This is a genomic window from Rahnella perminowiae, from assembly GCF_019049695.1.
Classification (GTDB): Bacteria; Pseudomonadota; Gammaproteobacteria; order Enterobacterales; family Enterobacteriaceae; genus Rahnella; species Rahnella perminowiae.
The window spans coordinates 39,208-59,213 of sequence record NZ_JAFMOT010000154.1 but is presented as its reverse complement, the minus strand read 5'-3'; the positions used below and the strand labels follow the sequence as shown (position 1 = coordinate 59,213).

Here is a 20,006-nt window from a genome sequence, read left to right as displayed (position 1 = left end):
GTGGGCTCGCCGCCCACGACCTTGATCTACGGCAGTCTGGATGCTAATCCAAGATTCCCCCTGAAATCTTCTTCCCCGTATTCGGTATCGATAAGTTTCCTTTTCCGTAACTCCGGCAACAGGCCGTTGATCAGCAAGTCTTCCTGATCCACCTGCCCGAGGCCATGCAGGGAAATGACATCCAGCACACCGGCGCGGTAGCGTTCTTCGATGGCGTCGGCCAGCTGTTCCGGCGTACCGGCGACAAACCAGTGGCCGGTTTCCTGCGCCTGTATGATCAGTTCGCGCAGCGTCAGCCCCTGCAAGGCAAAACGCTTAAAAATCTCTGCCCGGCCGCGACGGCGGTTTATCTGTTCGACATCCGGTAACAACCGCAGCGGAACGGGCTGATCCAGCGCAAGGTCGCGCAAATCAATGTCACCGCCCAGCATATCCGCCACTTTAAGACGCCCCTGCTGATAATCAATACGCTCGTGTTTTTCGAACAACCGGCGCGCCACATCAGAAGGACCTGAGCCGATGACCGAGTGGAGCGAGTTCATGATGAGCGGCCGGTTTTCATGTCGTCCGAAGGCATCAGCATGATGATGAACGCGCTCCACGAAGGCCCGGGCGTCTTCCAGTGTGGGTTGCGAGGTGTAGATCACCTCCGCGTATTTCGCGCCAAGTTTCAGCCCTTCTTCTGACTGCCCGGCCTGAAACTGTACCGGCCGGTGTTGCGGCGGCGGCGGAACGTTCAGCGGGCCCTGGACGCGGAAAAAATCCCCGTGATGATTGATCGGATGCAGCTTGCGCGGATCTATACTCACCCCGCCGCTTTTGTTGCGCACCACGGCATCCGGCTGATTGGCATCGAACAGCGCGTTAATCACTTCAATAAATTCTGTGGCTCTGGCGTAACGCACTTCAGGCGCAGGCAGCCGGACATCGCCGAAATTCTCTTCGCCGACTGAAGACGTTACTGCGTTCCAGCCCGCACGCCCGCCGCTGACGTGATCAAGCGTGCCGATCAGCCGCGCCAGATTATACGGATGCTGATAGGTGGTGGAAACCGTGGCTATCAGACCGATTTGTGACGTGACCTGACTCAGCGCCGCAAGGGTTATCAGCGGATCCTGACTCCCGGTCAGGCCGGAAAGCCCGTCAGGATCAGCCTGTAATAAATCGGCCGTAAACAGCCCGGTGATTTTTTCTCTTTCTGCGATATTAGCCAGCGTGATGGCACGTGAAATACCCGTCTGGCGGCGGGTATCGTTCGAGGCGTGGATCACGCTTCCTGCCCCAACCAGGGTCTTTAAGCGTCTGCGGGATGTATTCGTCAAGCTGCTCTCCTTTATCTGCACATAACTGCCTGCGTTTAAATTGCCTGCGTTAAAAATAGAGACCGCCGCTGATTACACCACGAAGAAAAAAGCATTTTATTACCCTCAAATGAGATAAGCCGGTATTTCGCCTCTTGGTTAAGCCATAGAAACCCCTTAAGTCATTTATTGTTTCTGAAAAGCAAATATTGTGATTTTACAACTTAGCAACGTGACATTAATAATCCCTCAAGCCGCCCGGAATAAAGCGGCGTTACAGGTTGAGTTTATTTGAATAATTCACGGTTTATCATCTGACGGGAAATGTATGAAATCCTCTGTTCACGTTCGTTCTCTCTCTGCGCTCGCGCTGTTAGTGCTCTCTTCCGGCCAGCCGCTGTATGCAGCTGAACAACCGCAACAAGGTGGCACACTGACGTGGGGCGTGGAAACTGAACCTAATACGCTCAATCCGCAGTTAAACGGCCAGTCAAAAGCCGAGCTGATCCTGCGCGTCGCTTATGAATCACTGTTAGCGCGCAAGCCGGACGGTTCGTATATCCCGTGGCTGGCCACCGGCTATAACGTGTCTGGCGACGGCAAAACCTATACGTTTACCCTGCGCGATGACGTGAAATTCTCCAATGGAGAAAAATTCGATGCCGCCGCCGTCGCCGCAAACTTCCGTCATGCACAAGATCCGGCGTATTGCGCAGGGTCGAGTATTTGTGCGCTGGCCGGGAGAATCGCCAGCGTCGCTACGCCGGATGCACACACCGTCAGCATTACGCTGAAAGATGTTTACAGTCCGTTTCTGTCCTTTGCTGCCGGTCTGAAGCTGATTTCGCCCTCTTCCTGGTCTTCGCCGCAGCTGAAATCCGGAGGCACCGACATCGCGGGTACCGGCCCGTTTATTCTGAAACGCTATGAGAAAGGCCAGCAGATTGAGTATGTGCGTAACCCCGCTTACCACTGGGCATCAGCCAATGCTAAACATCAGGGCGCGGCGTATCTCGAGGGGGTGACTTACCGTTTCCTGCCTGAATCGTCAGTGCGCACCGGCGCTCTGCTTTCCGGCCAGGTGGATGTCATTGAAGGCGTTTCGGGTAACGATGCCGGTGAGTTCAAAGATAATCCTGATTTCTCTTACCAGCACGCACTCAATACCGGCACGCCTTATTCGTTGTTTCTTAATGTGAAATATGGCCCGACACAGGATGTGAATGTCCGTCAGGCGATTTTACAGGGGCTGGATATTTCCCCGATCTTGCAGTCGATTTATCGCGGCGAACGCACCCGCGTCTGGGGCATTACATCACCGGTGGATCCGCTGTATGACGCCAGCCTGAGCGGTAAATACGGCAATAACCCGACCCTCGCCAACCAACTGCTTGATGACGCAGGCTGGAAAACCAGGGGGGCTGACGGTATCCGCACCAAAGACGGCCAGCCCCTGCGCATTGAAATCATTCAGGCACAGGCAACGGTGCGCGATCAGCGTGATGTGCTGTTACAGGCAATACAGGCGCAGGCACGGCAACGCCTGGGCATCGACCTGAAAATTCGTTATGTCGATTCCGGGACCTATACCGAAGTGCGCAAAACCGGTCAGTTTGGCTCGATTGCTAACTCCAATACGGATACCGACGGCATCGATATTGAAAACCACTATTTGCCGGTCGAGGGCGGCGGTTCAATCAACTACAGCCGCACCGATGCGCCGGAAATCATTCCGCTGCTCAAAGGCGCGTCGCTGACGCAGGATAATGCACAGCGCAAAACGTTCTACGGCCAGTTGCAGAATTTCGCGGTGTTGCAGCAGGCACTGGCGATCCCGCTTTACGAGCCGGAAGACCAGATTGCGGCAGCGGCTTACGTCCACGGTGTCGGCTTCAGGCCGTTCAAACAGATGCCGGAAAATGCCTATGACGTCTGGCTGAGCAAGCATTAATCAGAAGTAAGGAGTCAGCACATGTCGGCTGAAACTGCATTTATTTCACCCCGCAGGCCGAAGGCCAAACCGTCATGGGGCGGGCGGATCACCCGGCGGATACTCACCGGCGTGCTGGTACTCTGGGCGGCGGTCACTTTGTCGTTTATCAGCGTTTACCTCGCGCCGGGCGATATTGTCAGTTTACTGATGGGCGAACAGGTGCACACCCCGGCGATTGAGGCGGCGATCCGCGCTGAATGGGGATTGGATCAGCCATTGTATCTGCAATATCTGCATTACCTGTGGCGGGTACTGCACGGCGATTTTGGCCGTTCGTACCTGCTTAATACGGACGTCAGTTCACTGGTGTTATCGCAACTGTGGCCAACGCTGAAACTCACCGCTCTGGCGCTGGTGGTCAGCCTGGTCTTTGCCGTGCTGATGGCGGTCACTACCGCGCACCGTCGCTGGGGACAGCGTATCGCCGGCTGCGTGGAACTGATTCTGGCCTCTACGCCCTCTTTCTGGCTTGGCATCGTGCTGCTGTTTATCTTCAGCTTTACCCTGCGCTGGTTTCCGGTCGCCGGTGACCGCAGTTTTTCGTCACTGGTGTTACCGGCGTTGTCACTCGGGCTGGCACAAGGCGCTGTCGTTTCGCAGGTGCTGCGGCGCGGGCTGGAAGATGCACTCAATGAACCTTTTGTTCTGACGCTGCGCGCCTGGGGTTTGGGTAACACCGTTATCCGTTTACGCCATGCGCTGCGCCATGCCGCGCTGCCAGCCGTCACCCTCACCGGCTGGCTGATCGGCGGTCTGCTCAGCGGTGCGGTGATCACTGAACAGGTGTTTGGCCGTCCGGGTTTGGGCAAAATTACCGTCGATGCCGTGCTGGGTAAAGATTTGCCGGTAGTACTGGCGGTGGCGATTTTTTCGGCACTGGTGTACGTAGTGCTGAGCACACTGGTGGACATTTTGTACCTGTTTATCGATCCGCGCCTGCGCGACGCACCCGCTGCCGGAGAGGAAAATCCATGAGTCAGTTTCTGATGTCCGGGCGCATCACACGCCGCTTTCCCGCCGGCTATTTACTGGCTGCCAGTTTTTTATGTCTGGTGCTGCTGGCGGTGGTCTTCCCCGGTTTGCTGACCCATCACGACCCGTTAAATGCCGATCCGGTCAATGCGCAGCTTCCCCCTTCTGCCGGGCACTGGCTGGGCACCGATCAGCTTGGCCGCGACGTGCTGGCGCGCATTATTTATGGCAGCCGCTATTCCCTGCTGATCAGTCTGGCGGCGATGGCCGTGGCAGTGAGTATTGGCAGCCTGCTCGGCCTGCTGGCAGGCTTGTTTAAAGGACCGGCGGATGAACTGATCAGCCGCGCGGTGGACGTGGTTTCTGCCTTTCCCGATCTGCTGCTGGCGCTGATGCTGATCGCGTTTACCGGCCCCGGCACCACCAATCTTATCTTCGCCCTGGGGGTGGCCTCGGTGCCTCGCTTCACCCGCGTGGTGCGGGCACAGACCTTCGTGGTGATGTCTTCCGGTTATGTCGAACAGGCCCGCACGCTGGGGCTGAAACGTCATGTGCTGGTCTGGCGTCACGTTTTGCCGCACGCCATTGCGCACGTTCCGGCGCTGGCTACGCTCGGGCTGGGCACAGCAATTATCGGCACCGCCGGGCTGAGTTTTCTCGGTATGGGGCCGCAACCGCCGACCGCCGAATGGGGGCTGATGCTGGCCGAAGGCCGTAATTATTTGCGCAATGCCTGGTGGATTGGTGTCTGGCCGGGTGTGGCGATCACCCTGACCGTCATTTCTGTGAATACCCTCGGGCGTCACTGGCAGGCGACTTTTGAAGGAAAACGCCCATGAGCAGCGAACTGTTTATTGATATCCGAAACTTGTCGATTTTCTTTCCGTCTGCGGGTGGTGAGAAAGCGGCGGTCAGCGGGCTGAATCTGCAACTCCGGCGCGGTGAATCCATTGCATTTGTCGGTGAATCCGGTTCGGGGAAAACGGTCACGGCGCGCAGCCTGCTTGGCTTGCAGGATGACAAAGCGCGTATTACTGCGGATCGTTTTATGATCGGCGGCGAAGACATGCTCGGCGCGAGCCAGCGACGCTGGCGTAAAATTCGCGGCAGCCAGATTGGCTATGTATTGCAGGATGCGCTGGTCTCACTCGATCCGCTGCGACAGATTGGACGACAACTTCGCGATGCGCTCACTGCCAGCCGCCAGACCGATCCGAAGACACTCAGTGCACAGGTGATCGCTTCGCTAAAATCGGTGGGATTTCCCGATGCGCAAAACCGCCTCGGTGCCTATCCGCATCAGCTTTCCGGCGGTTTGCGCCAGCGTGTTTTGATTGCCAGCGCGCTGGCCGGAAATCCCTCTTTGCTGATTGCCGATGAACCCACCACTGCCCTGGACATGACAGTGCAAAAGCAGATTTTAGATCTTCTGCAGCAGCGGCGTGACAACGGCCAAAGCCTGCTGCTGATCAGCCACGATTTGGCGGTCGTCGGGCAACTGGCGGACCGCATTCTGGTGATGCATCAGGGGAAAGTGGTCGAAGAAGGCCCCGGTGAAAAACTGCTGACCGCACCGGATCATCCGTATACGCAACAATTGCTGGCGGCGGTTCCAAGCCCGGCAACGCGCGGTTTGCAGCTCTCCGGTCAGCGTGGCGTCCCCCTGCCTGTGCGCAATATCTCAACGCAAAATCCTGTACTGGAAGCCAGTAATCTCAGCAAAGAGTACGCCGGGAAAACGGTGGTCAGTCACGTCAGTCTGCACCTGTTTGCCGGAGAAACGCTGGGTATTGTCGGCGAATCCGGCTCAGGGAAAACCACACTGGCCCGCATGATCCTCGGGCTGACCGAACCGGTTTCCGGCACCATTAACATCCAGGGACACCGCTGGAGCCAGGTTGAGGAAGCGCAGCGCAGGCTGCGACGCCGGGGTATTCAGCTGATTGCACAGGATCCGCTGAGTTCGTTTGACCCGCGCTATAACGTGGAGAAAATCATCGGCGAAAGCCTCGACAATGCAGGCATTTTTGGCGCACAGCGGCGCAACCGCATCCGGCAGTTGCTCGATGAAGTGCAGCTGGGCGACAGTTTTTTGCACCGTTATCCGCGCGAACTTTCCGGCGGCCAGCGTCAGCGCGTGGCGATTGCCCGCGCCTTTGCCCCGAATCCGGCGCTGCTGGTGGCCGATGAGCCGGTGAGTGCGCTGGATGTCTCCGTTCAGGCCCAGGTGCTGGACTTACTGGCAAAAATGCAGGCCGAGCACCGTACCGCGCTGTTATTTATCTCGCACGATTTAGGTGTAGTCCATCATCTGGCTGACCGGGTAATGGTGATGAAAGACGGCAGCGTGGTGGAGCACGGGCAGGTCGATGATGTGTTTCACCGCCCTGCCCATCCGTGGACGCGGCAGCTTATCCACGCGCTGCCGTCGGCGGGTTTAGGTGTGCAAACGGCGGCGACGCCGTAAGGCTTTACCGGCTAACGCAGCAAGCGACGCGCACAGCAGGTAATACATCAGTCCGACAAACAGGAAGATTTCCGCCGGGTAAATTTGCACCCGGTTATTGACCTGCCCGGCCACGGTGGTCAGCTCCGGCACATTCACGATGAACGCCAGCGACGTATCTTTCACCAGCGAAATCAGCAATCCGAGATATGACGGCAACAGGTTCGGCCATGCCTGCGGCAGTAACACGAACAACAGCACCTTGCCGTAGCTCATGCCGGACGCGATCCCCGCTTCGGTTTGCCCGCGCGGCAAGGCTTCCAGACCCGCCAGCGTCGAATGCATCACCGCCGCCGAGGTAAACCAGGCCAGTGCCAGGATCACCGTCAGCGGGCCGGGAATCGATCCGCCAAACACCACCGGCAGCAGGAAATACAGCCAGAAAATCACGAAAATCAGCGGGATCCCGCGGATAAAGGATGCCCAGATGAACAGGATTTTTCGCGTCCGGCCGCCGAAACGCCACGCCAGTGCCGCCATCAGCACCCCGGCCAGTAACGCCAGAACGCCCGCCGATGCCGCCATGATTAATGTGAGCAACACCCCGCCCGGCTCACCGTCGGCCAGTCTTCCCCACAGCAGATAAGTGAAATTATCCTGCAAAACAGACCAGTCAAATTCCATCGCGGGTTTCCTCCGTCATTGCCGCCTGCGGCCTGCGCTGCGGACGTTTCGGACCAAACGCCGTCATCAGCCCGCCGAGGAACAGCCCGAGCGCCAGATACAGCAATGTTCCGACCGCAAACCCTTCGAAGGCGTGTGCGTTATAGCTTTCAATCTGACTGACCTGATACGTCAGTTCCGAAAAACCGATGCCGGTCGCCAGCGAGGAAAGCTTCATCAGATTCAGATACTGACCGGTGACTGGCTGCCAGGCGTTGGTCAGCGCCTGCGGCAAAAGAATGGAAAGCAGCAATGTCTTGCGGCTGAACCCCTGCGAAATCGCCGCTTCAGTCTGGCCTTTGGGCACGGAATTCAGACCCGCCTGCACTTCTTCCACCAGAAACGCCGCCGTGAACAGCGCCAGCCCCCAGGCGGCACACAAAAATTCCGGCGTCAGCCATGAAATGTTGCCCGGAAACGTCGCCCACGGATGATTGTCGCCGATGTAAAAACGCCAGCTTTGCGGCAACGCGCCGTAAGCGGCGAAATACCAGAACAACAGTTGCACCAGCAACGGCGTATTCCTGAAAACAGAAACAAACGCCGCCACTGCGCCGCGGGCAATACGTGACGCGCTCAGACGCAGCGCGATCAGCAGCACTGTCAGTAACGTGGCGATCAGACTGCCCGCAAGGCTGACATACAGCGTGGTAAGAAAGCCGGAGATAATCCACTGCAACGGCTGGCCGCTCAGCACACCCGCCCAGTCAGGATGCCAGATCATCGCCCTGCTCCTGTCTGCGGATGCAGCGGAAACAATACTTTCTGCAAAAACCGCTGCGCACGCGGGTGCTGCGGACGCAGGAAGAAATCTTCCGGCTGTGCCTGTTCAAGAATTTCGCCTCCGTCCATAAAAATCACCCGGTCGGCAATTTCACGGGCGAAGCTCATTTCGTGCGTTACCACGATCATCGTGATGCCGCTTTTCGCCAGCTCCTGCATCACCAGCAATACTTCGCCAATCATTTCCGGATCGAGCGCTGATGTCGGTTCATCAAACAAAATAATGCCCGGATCGGTGACCAGCGCACGGGCAATCGCCACGCGCTGCTGCTGTCCTCCCGAAAGCTCATCAGGATAATGCAGCGCTTTATCCCCCAGCCCGACACGCCCGAGCAATGCCCGTGCTTTTTCGCGTGCCACATTTTTCTTCCAGCCATGCACTTTGATCAGCGCCAGACTGACATTGTCCTCGGCAGTGAGATGCGCATACAGATTGAACTGCTGAAACACGAAACCGATATGTGTGCGCAACTGGCGTAATGCCGCACCTTTGAGGTTTTGCGCCGGCTGATCGTTGATGAGAATTTCACCGCGGGTGACGGATTCAAGCTGGTTTATCAGGCGGATCAGGGTGGATTTGCCGGAACCGGAAGGCCCGCAAACGGCCACCACTTCGCCGCTGTCCACACGCAAATCGACGTTGCGGATCACCTCATGCGGACCAAAAGATTTACTGACCTGACGAAATTCGACGGCGGCGGTTTTAGCGGCCGGTGAATGTGAAAAAACCGCAGGCGATGCTGCGGTTGAGATAGTGTCCTGCTGCATGTGTCTTACCTTGCATAAAACAAATTATTTGGCTTCAATTTTGAACAGTCGCGGCTGAGGAGATTTAGTCTGCGGGCCGAACCAGACGTTATAAATGCTGACCGCCTGGCCATTTTTCTCCAGATTCAGCAGTTCGTCGTTGACCACTTTCAGCAGGCTGGTTTCGCCTTTTTTCACGCCAACGCCAATCTCTTCCTTGCTCAGTAATTCAGGCAGCACTTTATATTTTGCCTTGTCCGGCGCGCCATCCAGCAGACCGGCCAGAATGGTGCTGTCCTGGGTAATCGCCTGCACGTTGCCGTTACGTAAAGCGGAAAGCGCCAGCGGAATATCGTCATAAGACAACACACGGGATTGCGGGAAGCGGTTATGCAACTCCTGCTCGCCGGTGGTGCCTTTCACCGCGCCAATGCGCGCCGTGGCATAGGCATCCAGTTTATCCGGTGAACCCGCAGGCACCAGGAACTGCTGGCCGGTGACGAAATAAGGCACGGAGAAGTCGATTACTTTCGCGCGTTCCGGCGTGATGGTGATATCAGCCACGATCAGATCCGCCTTGCCGGACTGCAACAACGGAATACGGTTGGCCGGATTAGTCGGCACCAGTTGCAATTTCACACCCAGTGTTTTCGCCAGCGCTTTGGCGAAATCGACGTCATAACCGACAATATCGTGCGTTTTCGCATCCACAGACCCAAACGGCGGATTGGAATCAAAAGTCGCCACTTTCACAACACCGGCTTTTTTGATATCCGCCAGCTGGTCAGCATGGGCGGCAAAAGTGGAAAGCGTGCTGAGTGCCAGAAACAAACCGGCAGCAATTTTGCTTGTTGTCATTTGACGTTTATTAAACTGAATAACGGCCATCGTTTTTCCTTATGAATAGTCTGCAGAGGGCTCGCGCCCCAAATTTACAAAGCAGGAGATTTAATTTTTTTTCTTTTGTGAGTCAGAGGATTGCATAAGGAATGAGGTCGGTGCCACTAACAAAAAAGGATATAGATGGATCAATTAAGCATAAGCTTTTCGGATGGGTTCACTGAATGTTGAAATGGAAATTCCGCTTGCTCATTTTAAAACCCTGGGCTTGATGCCCACGGTCTTAACCTTGGAGTTGGAGTTGGAGTGGAAATACTGCTGACCTATTCCTCCCCATATGCCTGCGTATGAAAATCAATCTCCCATCGCAATACGTCATCGTACAGCGCTGATAATGCCGATTTCTCAGCCTCACTGAGCGTTTGTGCACATCGGTCCAGTTCCGTTTTCAGCCAGCCTGCCTGCTGGAAAAATTCCTCCTCCGCATGCAGTTCTACCCAACGGCGGATATCTTCGTCGGACAGGCTCTTCTCACTGACACGCTTGCACCAGCTGTAATACATCCATTCCGCGCCAAACATCAGGACGATAAATTGCGCATAACTGCCCTCGCGGGCAACGTTCAGCATGCCGTCGCGAAAACGGATGACGCCGGGTAAATCGTTCGGATAATCCGCGGGGCTGACCTGCCGTTTTGCCAGCACGGCGTCGAACCAGGTGATCTGCGTATCCAACAGCGCATTCAGCACGCCAGTCAGCCAGCGTTGCTGGCTGATATCCGGTGCCTTGCTGATACCCAGCGCAAAAATCGCAATTGCAGTGGAAACAAACTGGCCTTCAAACACCAGATAACGGTTAAACACTTCCGCTGGCAACCGGTCCTGCTCAATATCACAAACAAAACGGTGTTGCTGCATCGCCTGCCAGGTGTCCTGATGTTCGCGCAGCAGACGCTCGCTGAAAGTTTCCATCATTATTCCTCCAGTGCCACACGGGCGGCGGCCATAAAATGTTTCACGCGCGCCAGTTCCACATCATTCCACCACACACCGCCTTCTTTCAGGGCGCTGGCAACAATCACCCCTTGAGTACGCGACAAGATTTCCACCACATTATCCGGCGTGACCCCCGAACCGACCAGCAATGGCAGTTCGGTTGCACTGCGGATTTCGTCAATTTCACTGAGCGTTGCACTGTCCCCGGTACGCTGGCCGGTGGCGATTACCGCATCGGCTTCAAAGAAATCGACATCACGCGTCAGTTCTTTGATAGAGCGATCGGCCACTATCGCATGGCTGCCGTGTTTAACGTGGCTGTCGGCGAAAACACGAATATTTTCAGCACGTAACTGGCTGCGGTAGCGTAATGCTTTGGCTGCCGCGCCTTCGATAAATCCTTCGTTGGCGATATACGCATTGGCCCACTGGTTGACGCGCACAAAATCCGCGCCGCCTGCCAGCGCGGTCGCCAGTGCAGGAATTGCGGCGTTCGCCAGCACGTTGATACCCAGAGGCACATCAAAACGGGTGCGGATACGGTCGGTGATCACCGCCATCAGCGCGGCGGTTTCCGGGCCGATATCTTCCGGTTTGGAAAAAGGAATATCGCCATGATTCTCAATAATCAGGCCATGCATGCCGCCGGAAATATAATTATCCGCATCGCGAAGTGCACGCTCAATAATATCAGCAACACTTTTTCCCGTGTATTTTGGTGAGCCGGGAAAAGGGTCACAATGAATAACGCCAATCACCGCTTTCTTTCTTGAAAAAATATCTTGTATTGCATTGATTTTTTCTGCTGATATAGAAGACATCTTCTTAATCCTGTTTAAGGAAACACAATGTGTGTTTATGTTGTCGGTAATATTACTGTCGATGAAACCTGGGCAATAGCAGATATCCCCGCAAAAGGATCCTCTGTTCATGGTAATAAAATATCACAAGACATCGGTGGCAAAGGAGCAAATCAGGCAATACTGCTGTCCCGCTGTGGAATTAATACAACATTAATTGCCGCCATCGGAAATGACCTGAACGGTCGCTGGATTTACGAAAAAATTCATCACGAACCCCTGCACCATGCGCCTGAATATTTATTCCCCTGCAACAGCGATACCTCACTGATATTTAACTGTGCCGATGGCGATAACGCCATCATTACCACGACCACGGCGGCGGATTCACTCAGCATTGAGATCATCACCCGGGCGCTGGTGCGGGCCGTACCTGGCGATATTCTGCTGCTGCAAGGCAACTTCTCGTTTGAGAAAACCCGTGACCTGCTTTTACTGGGCAAACAGCGCGGTATGACCACGGTGTTTAACCCTTCGCCGGTGCGCGATGGCTTCAGCCAACTGTGGCCCTGGGTTGACATCGCGGTGCTCAACCAGCCCGAAGCCGAAAAGTTGCAACCCACCGGTGTGAGCAATCTGGTGATAACGCAGGGCGCGCGCGGGGCAATGCTTATCAATGCCTCGCAACAACAGTTTTGCCCGGCAACCCCGGCACTGGCGGTGGATACCACCGGTGCGGGCGATACGTTTCTCGCCGTGATGCTGGCATCAGCGCTGCTTCGCAAAACTGAAATCGATGCCCTGTCACTCACTCACGCCAGCCTGGCGGCGGCTATCACCGTCAGCCGTCCCGGTACCTGCAGTGCGTTTCCCGATGTGGCCGAACTGAAAACACTCCTCAGCCACCGCGGATAAAAAAACTGACCGGTCTGCTTTATACAGACCGGTTAGTGTCTTATTTAAACATCGTGCGATAGGTATCCACGTTAGCTTTGGTCACCACCGTGGCTGGCACCAGAATGCGCTTCGGTACGGTTTTTCCGGCGGTAATGTCATTCAGGGCTTTCAGTGCCTGTGCGCCCATCTGCTCAGGATCCTGCTGCAATACGGCCACAACATAGCCCCCGTCAATGCCACTGATGGCTTTCGCCGTCAGATCCCAGCCAAACACTTTGATGTCTTTCTGACGCCCCTGGTTTTCCACCGCGGCAATGGCCCCGAGCAGTGCCGGTTCACCGGTAGCATAAATAGCCGTCATGTCCGGGTTACCGGTGATCAGGTTTTCCGCCGCAGTCATGGCGTTATCCTGAATGTTTTGTCCGTCCACCACATCCGCTATGGTGATTTTTTTATTGGCTTTGAGAGTATCGACAAAGCCTTTCTGGCGGTCGTTCTGAATCGCTGAGTTCAGTGCCCCGACAATGCCGATGCGCGCTTTGTCGTCCATATCTTTGTGCACGTAATCGAGGAAATATTTACCGAGGATTTTGCCGCCCTCGGTATTATCCACCCCGACCTGCGCCGCCTGCGGTCCTGCTGGCAACACGGCATCAATGGCGATCACCGGGATTTTTGCCGCTGCGGCTTCTTTAATCGCGGGCATAATTCCGTTTACATCAATGGCATCAACCAGGATGCCTTTGACACCCTGCTGAATATAGTTTTCGATGGCATCATTTTGCGCCACCGGATTATCCGTGGCGTTAAAAATCACTAAATTCTTACCACTGGCTTTTGCTGCGTCCTGCGCGCCTTTATTCATCTGGTTAAAAAACAGTGCCTGCTGGTTAATTTGCACCAGAGCATAAGTAGAAGCTGCCGCTGTTGCATTCGCCATATAAGTGCCTGACGCTAATATCGCCGTTGCCAGCGCTAAAACACGAAATTTCCCGGTGTTAAATAACATCATCAATGTCCTCTTGGAATTTGAGTTATAACCAGCATTGCCCCGGCGTAAATACGCAGGTGCAGTCAGTGTTTTGGCAGGACAAATAGCAAATCAATCGCCGGTTCGCCTGAAGATAAATATCAGGCAGATGGCTGAGGCCGCTAAAAAACATTCAGGCAACCCGTCCATTACGGTGCGCAGATAAAATGTTTTTCATCGGTGGGGAATTGCTTCCCGGTGGTGCAGGTAAACTGCCTATTACAATTCTCTGAGTCAGAGTTTTTGTCAAGTGCTAATTTCATCCTGCGTTTCATTGCCGGAAAATGCTATAACTGCGACGATTAGTTATGTTACAGATACCCTTTCTCCAACGTGGCCTGATGATGAAAAAACGCGTGCTGTTATCGGATGTAGCAAATCTTGCCGGTCTCTCCAAGGCCACCGTTTCGCGCTATATGAACAACAGTATCGTGCTTCCGCAGAGCACGGTCAGCCGGATTGAAGCAGCCATTACCCAGCTCGATTATCGCGGTAACAGCCTGGCGCGACGTCTGAGCAAAGGCGGCAGCGAAACCCTCGGTCTGGTGCTGCCGGATATCACCAACCCCTTCTTTGCCGAACTGGCCGATGCCGCAGAAGAAGCCGCTTTCGAGCACGGTTACAGCCTGGTGCTGTGCATCACCCGCAATAATCCTGAGAAAGAAAGCCAGTTTATTCACTGGCTGGATACCTGTCAGGTGGAGGGTTTGCTGTTCACGACCAACCGGCCCGATAACGGCAAACTGCGCAAGGAAATTCAGCGCCACCAACGTATTGTCCTGCTCGACGAGGACATTCCCGGCAGTCTTGCGCCGAAAGTTTTTGCCGATAACGTTCAGGGCGGCATGCTGGCGACCCAGCATCTGATCGCCGCCGGTCACCGCGATATCGCGTTTATCGGCGGGCCGGATGCGCTGATGAGCGTGAGGGAACGCTATCAGGGTTTCTGCACTGTTCTGGAGCAGGCCGGTTTACACTGTCCGCCCGAGTGGGTGATGTATGGCGAGTACCAACGTGAGTTCGGTCAGCGCGCGCTGCATCAGCTGTTCAGCCATGAAAAACGCCCTACCGCCGTCTTTGCCGCCAGCGACTTTTTAGTGCTCGGGCTGCTCGATGGTTTGCGTGATCTTGGCCTGCGGGCACCGGAGGCACTTTCGCTGGTTGGCTTCGATGATGCCAGCTACGCCGACTTCACCCAACCGCGTATCTCCACCATCCGCCAGCCCGCGCGGGAGCTGGGCCGCACCGCCGTCAGCCTGATGTTACGCCTGCTGAATGGCGAGGAAAATGTCCCGGCTGAAACACGTCTTCCCGTTAGCTGGATCGGCCGGGACTCCATCCATCCTCGCTGAACCCACGCCACAATGGCGCAACTTATGCACGATTTTGGCGCAAAACTTGCGCAAAACAGTCACAGCAAGTAAACCGGTTTACTGGATAATTTAAAATTATTTAACCTTATTTCAACCCCTTAGAAACACTTCCTCTCCTTCCTTTTCGTCTCTGGCATAGAAGCTGCTTAATTCCCCGTGGCGAACAAATAGTGCAGCGTTTTGACCCAGGGCCCAGGCAACCGTTCTGTCATTTAGGTAAACCGGTTTACAAGGTTGTAAGCCGTGAATGACAGAACACTTTTCTTTATGCCTCAGTCTCTTACACCTTATGTCTGACCACAGGAGTTTACGATGCAACAGGCACAGCCCGCAGTAGCGCGGGTAGAGATGGTCAATATCACCAAAACCTACGGTTCGATACGCTCATTGCGTGGCGTGAACCTGAAACTGCAACCCGGCGAAGTGCTCGGGCTGGTCGGGGATAATGGTGCGGGCAAATCGACGCTGACCAAAGTGCTGTCCGGCGCTGTTGTGCCGACCAGCGGTGCGATCCGCATTGACGGCGAAGAGATGCACTTTACCAACCCGGCGGATGCCCGCCGCTGTCATATCGAAATGGTGTATCAGGATCTTTCGCTGTGCGACACGGTTGACGTCGCTGGCAATCTTTTTATGGGACGCGAGCCGCTGAAACATGTGCTCGGTATCCCCTTTCTTGATCAGACAAAAATGCACGCTGATGCCGGTGAAATGCTCAAAGGTCTGGGTATTTCGATTCCGGATACCCGTCTGCTGGTGCGCAACCTGTCCGGCGGGCAGCGTCAGGCGATTGCGATTGCCCGTGCGGCGGCGTTCGGGCCGAAAGTGCTGATCATGGACGAACCGACCGCCGCGCTGGCCGTGGCAGAAGTGGAAGCCGTGCTGGATCTGATCCGCCGCGTCAGTGCGCGCGGGGTCAGTGTGATTTTGATTACCCACCGGTTGCAGGATTTATTCCTGGTCTGCGACCGCATCATGGTGATGTACGAAGGCACTAATGTGGCGGAGCGTCAGGTGGCAGAAACCAGCCTGGCCGACATCGTTAATCTTATTGTCGGCGAGAAATTCACTGCACAATCTGCCGCCGCGCACTGAGGTAAACGGGATGAGTATGATCAACTTAAGCGGAACACGCGTTATCCGGCATTCTTTGCCGCGTCGCATGCTGCATAACCACTCGGGCGTGATCAGCATCGCGCTGTTTTTCATTTTTTGCTGCGTGGTGTTTTCACTGATCACCAGTAGTTTTCTCAGTGCCACTAACTGGCTGAATATCATCCGCCAGAGTGCGCCGCTGCTGATTGTGGCGGCGGCCATGACTCTGGTGATCACCACCGGCGGCATAGATCTTTCGGTCGGTTCAACGCTGGCACTGGTCGGTGCACTGTCGGCCATTGCGCTCAATCACTGGGGACTGCCCTGGCCGGTGGTGCTGATTGGCGGCTTAGTGCTTGGCGGACTGGTCGGCGCGATCAATGGATTCTTTATCGCCTGCGAAGGTATTCCCGCATTTATCGTCACCCTCGCCATGCTGGCAGTGGTGCGCGGCGTCGCCTTGCTGATAACCCAGGGTTATTCAATTCCGATACCCGCTGACAGCCTGTTCACCTTCATGGGCCGCGCCTGGGTGCTGGGGATCCCGATGCCTGCGCTGATCGGCATTGTGCTCCTGCTGGTCGCGCACATTGCGCTCAATCATATGCGTTTTGGCCGTTACGTCACCGCCATTGGAGCCAATGCCGAAGGCGCCCGCCGCAGCGGTATCAACACCAAATCCGTCACGCTGCGGGTGTATGTCATCAGCGGCATGGCCGCCGCACTGGCGGGGATGATCATTACCGCGCGGCTTGGCAGCGGCTCCTCAAATCAGGGCGAAGGTTTTGAATTGCAGGTGATTGCCGCCGTGGTGCTGGGCAGCACCAGTCTGTTTGGCGGGTTCGGCACTATTCTCGGCACCCTGCTGGGCGCGATGTCGATTGCGATTATCCAGAACGGCCTGATCCTGTCGCACATTTCACCGTTCTATACCCAGATTGCCACCGGCACCATCATTTTGCTGGCCATCTGGCTGAACACCCGCATTCTCAACCCGGCGCGTTCGCCGTCGAAAGGATAGCCGATGAAAGGATCTATTTTCCGTCACGCCGATCCGCTGCCGGTCGGGGTAAACAGCGGCCATGTGATGACGGTACTCGGGCCTCTGCCTCTGGCGGACATGGGCGTGACGCTGATGCACGAACACATTCTGCTGGATGCCTCAGGCAAATGGGTCGCGCCCTGTTGTTGCAGCGAACGGCATGTGGCTGAGATGCCGGTGAAAATCGAAAATCTGGGCGAATTGTCACTTAATCCGCTGATGAGCCGCGACAACTGCCAGTTGTTTGATGTGGATGTGGCAATTGAAGAACTGATGAAGTACCGCGCGCTGGGCGGTCAGACAGTGGTTGATCCGACCAATATCGGTATTGGACGCGACCCGAAGGCATTGCAGCGAATTTCACGCCTGACCGGGCTGAATATTGTGATGGGAACCGGGCTGTATCTCGAGCCCTCGCATCCGGAATGGGTTAAAACCATTTCCCTGGAGCAACTCACCGGGAAGCTGATTTATGACGTCGGCGGCGCAGAAGAAAAACCGGAAGTGATCGCCGGGGTTATCGGCGAAATCGGAGTCTCCAGCCGTTTTACCGCTGATGAAGAGAAATCGTTACGCGCTGCCGGACGCGCCAGTGCCACCACCGGCGTGCCGGTTGAAGTGCATCTGCCCGGCTGGGAACGTCTCGGCCACAAAGTGCTGGATATACTGGAGCACGAAGGCGCCGACCTGCGCCATACCGTGCTGTGCCATATGAATCCGAGTTTTAGCGATAAACGTTATCAGCGCGAACTGGCACAACGCGGCGCGTTTCTCGAATACGACATGATCGGCATGAGCTACTACTACGCCGATGAAAATGTCCAGTCGCCTTCCGATGAGGAAAACGCGCGGGCCATTCGGGAACTGATTGATGACGGTTTTATCGGTCAGATCCTGCTCTCGCAGGACGTGTTTCTGAAAACTATGCTGACGCGCTACGGCGGGCATGGCTACGGCTACATTCTCAAACATTTCGTTCCCCGGCTGCGCAGGCACGGCGTCACCGGTGAACAGCTTGAAAACCTGATGATGACTAACCCGCAGCGCGTTTTTGGTGGGTAATAAGGAGAAAGTGATGCAGAAGAAAGTTTTGCTGGTGGGTGAATCCTGGACCAGCACCTCAACCCACGTCAAAGGCTTCGATCAGTTCGCCACAGCCACCTGGCACAACGGTGCCACCGGTTTTCTTGCCGCACTGGCCGACAGTGATTATGCCCTTACCCATATGACCGCCCACGAAGCGCCAGTCAGTTTCCCGCTCACGCTGGCGGAACTGCAACAGTGGGATGCCATTATCCTTTCCGACATCGGCGCAAACACCCTGCTGCTGCATCCGGATACCTGGCTCAAAAGCCAGCGCACCGCCAATCGCCTGACGCTGCTTCATGATTACGTCGCGGCGGGTGGCAGCCTGATGATGATTGGCGGCTATTACAGTTTTCAGGGCATTAACGGCGGCGCACGCTATCGCAATACCGCTGTAGAAAAAGTGCTGCCGGTGCGCTGTCTGGCATGGGATGACCGGATTGAAACGCCGGAAGGCAGTTATCCGCAGATCAAAGAAGCCCATGCAGTTTTTACTGATATTCCCCCCGAATGGCCGTGGCTGCTGGGGTACAACGAAGTGGAGATGCATCCGGAAGGCAAGCTGCTGGCGACCGTGGCTGGCACATCGCATCCGCTGGTGGCGGTGCGGGAATACCAGCTAGGCCGCTCGCTGGTGTGGACCAGTGATATGTCCGCGCACTGGCTGCCGGAAGAGTTTGCTGCCTGGCCAGGTTACCGTCAGTTGTGGATCAACTGTCTGGACTGGCTGACGGAGAACACCTGATGAACTCCGTTACACTGTCACTCGCCCGGCAACTGCTGGGCTTTAACACCATCAATCCGCCCGGCGATGAAGCCGGATGTATGGCTTTTTTTGCCGGATGGTTACAGGAACAGGGTTTTGACGTGATGCTGCGCAGTTTCGGCGAAAAACGTTTTAATCTTATTGCGCGCATCACCGGCAGTCAGCCCGGCCTGCCGCTGGCATTCACCGGCCATCTGGACACGGTTCCGCTGGGTAATCAGGGCTGGCAGTTCGACCCTTTTGGTGCGGATGTCACCGAAGACCGGCTGTATGGCCGCGGGTCCAGCGACATGAAAGCGGCGGTAGCGGCATTTGCCGTGGCCTGCGTGGTGCATCAGAAAACCCTGCGCGCCGGAACCGGTGTGGTGTTGATTATTACCGGCGGCGAAGAAACCGGCTGCGATGGCGCAAAAGCGCTGATTGATGCCGGTGATCTGCCCGAAACTGGCGCACTGATTGTCGGCGAACCGACCGCCAATTATCCGGTGATCGGCCATAAAGGCGCGTTGTGGCTGCGCTGTGAAACCCGTGGCAAAACCGCGCATGGCGCGATGCCGGAGCTGGGCATCAACGCCATTTATCTGGCTGCGGAGGCGCTCGGCAAAATACAGCATTTCGAACCGGGTGCACCGCATCCGCTGATGAAAAAGCCGACACTGAATGTCGGGCGCATAAGCGGCGGGCTGAATATCAACTCCGTGCCCGATCAGACGCAGTTTGATGTCGATATCCGCACCGCACCGAACCTGCAACACGCCACCATACGGCAGAATCTCACCACAGCGCTGGGCAATACGGTGACCATTTCGACACTGGTGGATTTACCCGCCGTGCTCAGCGAGGCAGAAAACAACTGGATCACCCATGTTTACCGCCGCTGCCAGCCGCTTCATGCCCGGCCGGTAGAGGCGAAAATTGTGCCCTATTTCACCGACGCCTCGCTGCTGCTGCCCGCGCTGGGTAATCCGCCGTGCGTTATACTCGGACCGGGAGAGCCTGCAATGGCGCATCAGACCGACGAATACTGCCTGCTGATCCGGCTGGCACAAGCTGAAACGTTGTACGGCGAGTTGCTGACTGACTGGCAGGTGATGCAATAGCCGCAGCTTGTGCAGAA

At 55.9% G+C, this 20,006-nt stretch carries 19 protein-coding genes; 11 read left to right on the top strand and 8 right to left on the bottom strand.

What is annotated here, in order from left to right:
• Positions 1-26 precede the first annotated feature (26 nt).
• Positions 27-1,322: an NtaA/DmoA family FMN-dependent monooxygenase gene (locus tag J1781_RS03835; protein WP_217233232.1), complete on the bottom strand. Its 1,296-nt coding sequence runs from the start codon at positions 1,320-1,322 to the stop codon at positions 27-29.
• A 307-nt stretch (positions 1,323-1,629) separates the two neighbouring features.
• Here J1781_RS03835 and J1781_RS03830 point away from each other — a divergent pair, with 307 nt between their 5' ends.
• The 4 genes from J1781_RS03830 to J1781_RS03815 are packed head-to-tail and all read left to right on the top strand — an operon-like array spanning position 1,630 to position 6,733.
• Positions 1,630-3,252 (top strand): ABC transporter substrate-binding protein, encoded by a 1,623-nt coding sequence (locus J1781_RS03830; RefSeq protein ID WP_129951402.1) that lies wholly within the window; start codon positions 1,630-1,632, stop codon positions 3,250-3,252.
• Between the two features lie 21 nt (positions 3,253-3,273).
• On the top strand, positions 3,274-4,269 hold the full coding sequence (locus tag J1781_RS03825) for an ABC transporter permease (RefSeq protein WP_129951403.1): 996 nt from the start codon (positions 3,274-3,276) through the stop codon (positions 4,267-4,269).
• A complete protein-coding gene (locus tag J1781_RS03820) occupies positions 4,266-5,105 on the top strand; it encodes an ABC transporter permease (RefSeq protein WP_238483246.1) in 840 nt (279 codons plus the stop codon). The genes J1781_RS03825 and J1781_RS03820 overlap by 4 nt, the downstream gene beginning before the upstream one ends.
• The gene (locus J1781_RS03815; protein WP_129990651.1) at positions 5,102-6,733 is read left to right on the top strand and encodes a dipeptide ABC transporter ATP-binding protein; all 1,632 of its coding nucleotides are present in this window, start codon (positions 5,102-5,104) and stop codon (positions 6,731-6,733) included. Before J1781_RS03820 ends, J1781_RS03815 begins: the two co-directional genes overlap by 4 nt.
• On the opposite strand, the gene J1781_RS03810 is transcribed toward J1781_RS03815, so the two are convergent.
• From J1781_RS03810 to J1781_RS03785, 6 genes are all read right to left on the bottom strand, one after another.
• A complete protein-coding gene (locus J1781_RS03810) occupies positions 6,704-7,396 on the bottom strand; it encodes an amino acid ABC transporter permease (protein ID WP_129951405.1) in 693 nt (230 codons plus the stop codon). The genes J1781_RS03815 and J1781_RS03810 overlap by 30 nt on opposite strands.
• A complete protein-coding gene (locus tag J1781_RS03805; RefSeq protein ID WP_217233231.1) occupies positions 7,386-8,159 on the bottom strand; it encodes an amino acid ABC transporter permease in 774 nt (257 codons plus the stop codon). The genes J1781_RS03810 and J1781_RS03805 overlap by 11 nt, the downstream gene beginning before the upstream one ends.
• A complete protein-coding gene (locus tag J1781_RS03800; protein ID WP_238483245.1) occupies positions 8,156-8,986 on the bottom strand; it encodes an amino acid ABC transporter ATP-binding protein in 831 nt (276 codons plus the stop codon). The genes J1781_RS03805 and J1781_RS03800 overlap by 4 nt, the downstream gene beginning before the upstream one ends.
• Positions 8,987-9,010: 24 nt before the next feature.
• Complete coding sequence (locus tag J1781_RS03795; protein WP_235172886.1) at positions 9,011-9,823, bottom strand: ABC transporter substrate-binding protein; 813 nt, start codon at positions 9,821-9,823, stop codon at positions 9,011-9,013.
• Positions 9,824-10,128: 305 nt separating this feature from the next.
• Positions 10,129-10,776, bottom strand: coding sequence for a TenA family protein (locus tag J1781_RS03790; RefSeq protein WP_217233234.1), 648 nt, complete (start codon positions 10,774-10,776; stop codon positions 10,129-10,131).
• A gap of 2 nt (positions 10,777-10,778) precedes the next feature.
• Complete coding sequence (locus tag J1781_RS03785; RefSeq protein WP_217158090.1) at positions 10,779-11,621, bottom strand: BtpA/SgcQ family protein; 843 nt, start codon at positions 11,619-11,621, stop codon at positions 10,779-10,781.
• Between the two features lie 27 nt (positions 11,622-11,648).
• Here J1781_RS03785 and J1781_RS03780 point away from each other — a divergent pair, with 27 nt between their 5' ends.
• Positions 11,649-12,515: a PfkB family carbohydrate kinase gene (locus J1781_RS03780; protein WP_217138709.1), complete on the top strand. Its 867-nt coding sequence runs from the start codon at positions 11,649-11,651 to the stop codon at positions 12,513-12,515.
• A 40-nt stretch (positions 12,516-12,555) separates the two neighbouring features.
• Here J1781_RS03780 and J1781_RS03775 read toward each other — a convergent pair whose 3' ends face one another.
• Positions 12,556-13,509: an ABC transporter substrate-binding protein gene (locus J1781_RS03775; RefSeq protein WP_217138710.1), complete on the bottom strand. Its 954-nt coding sequence runs from the start codon at positions 13,507-13,509 to the stop codon at positions 12,556-12,558.
• Between the two features lie 359 nt (positions 13,510-13,868).
• Here J1781_RS03775 and J1781_RS03770 point away from each other — a divergent pair, with 359 nt between their 5' ends.
• The 6 genes from J1781_RS03770 to J1781_RS03745 all read left to right on the top strand — a co-directional run bounded on the left by J1781_RS03770 (position 13,869) and on the right by J1781_RS03745 (position 19,989).
• Entirely contained in the window at positions 13,869-14,879 is a 1,011-nt protein-coding gene (locus J1781_RS03770; protein WP_217138711.1) for a LacI family DNA-binding transcriptional regulator, read from the top strand.
• A gap of 369 nt (positions 14,880-15,248) precedes the next feature.
• Positions 15,249-15,995 carry an ATP-binding cassette domain-containing protein gene (locus J1781_RS03765; RefSeq protein ID WP_217138747.1) on the top strand — a complete coding sequence of 249 codons (747 nt, stop codon included), beginning with the start codon at positions 15,249-15,251 and terminating at the stop codon, positions 15,993-15,995.
• Between the two features lie 19 nt (positions 15,996-16,014).
• Positions 16,015-17,016, top strand: a complete 1,002-nt coding sequence (locus J1781_RS03760) for an ABC transporter permease (RefSeq protein ID WP_217138748.1) — start codon at positions 16,015-16,017, stop codon at positions 17,014-17,016.
• 3 nt (positions 17,017-17,019) lie between these two features.
• A complete protein-coding gene (locus J1781_RS03755) occupies positions 17,020-18,099 on the top strand; it encodes a phosphotriesterase family protein (RefSeq protein ID WP_217233230.1) in 1,080 nt (359 codons plus the stop codon).
• 13 nt (positions 18,100-18,112) lie between these two features.
• Positions 18,113-18,868 (top strand): glutamine amidotransferase, encoded by a 756-nt coding sequence (locus J1781_RS03750; protein ID WP_217138713.1) that lies wholly within the window; start codon positions 18,113-18,115, stop codon positions 18,866-18,868.
• Positions 18,868-19,989 (top strand): M20 family metallopeptidase, encoded by a 1,122-nt coding sequence (locus J1781_RS03745; protein ID WP_217233229.1) that lies wholly within the window; start codon positions 18,868-18,870, stop codon positions 19,987-19,989. The genes J1781_RS03750 and J1781_RS03745 overlap by 1 nt, the downstream gene beginning before the upstream one ends.
• The last annotated feature ends 17 nt before the right edge of the window (positions 19,990-20,006 follow it).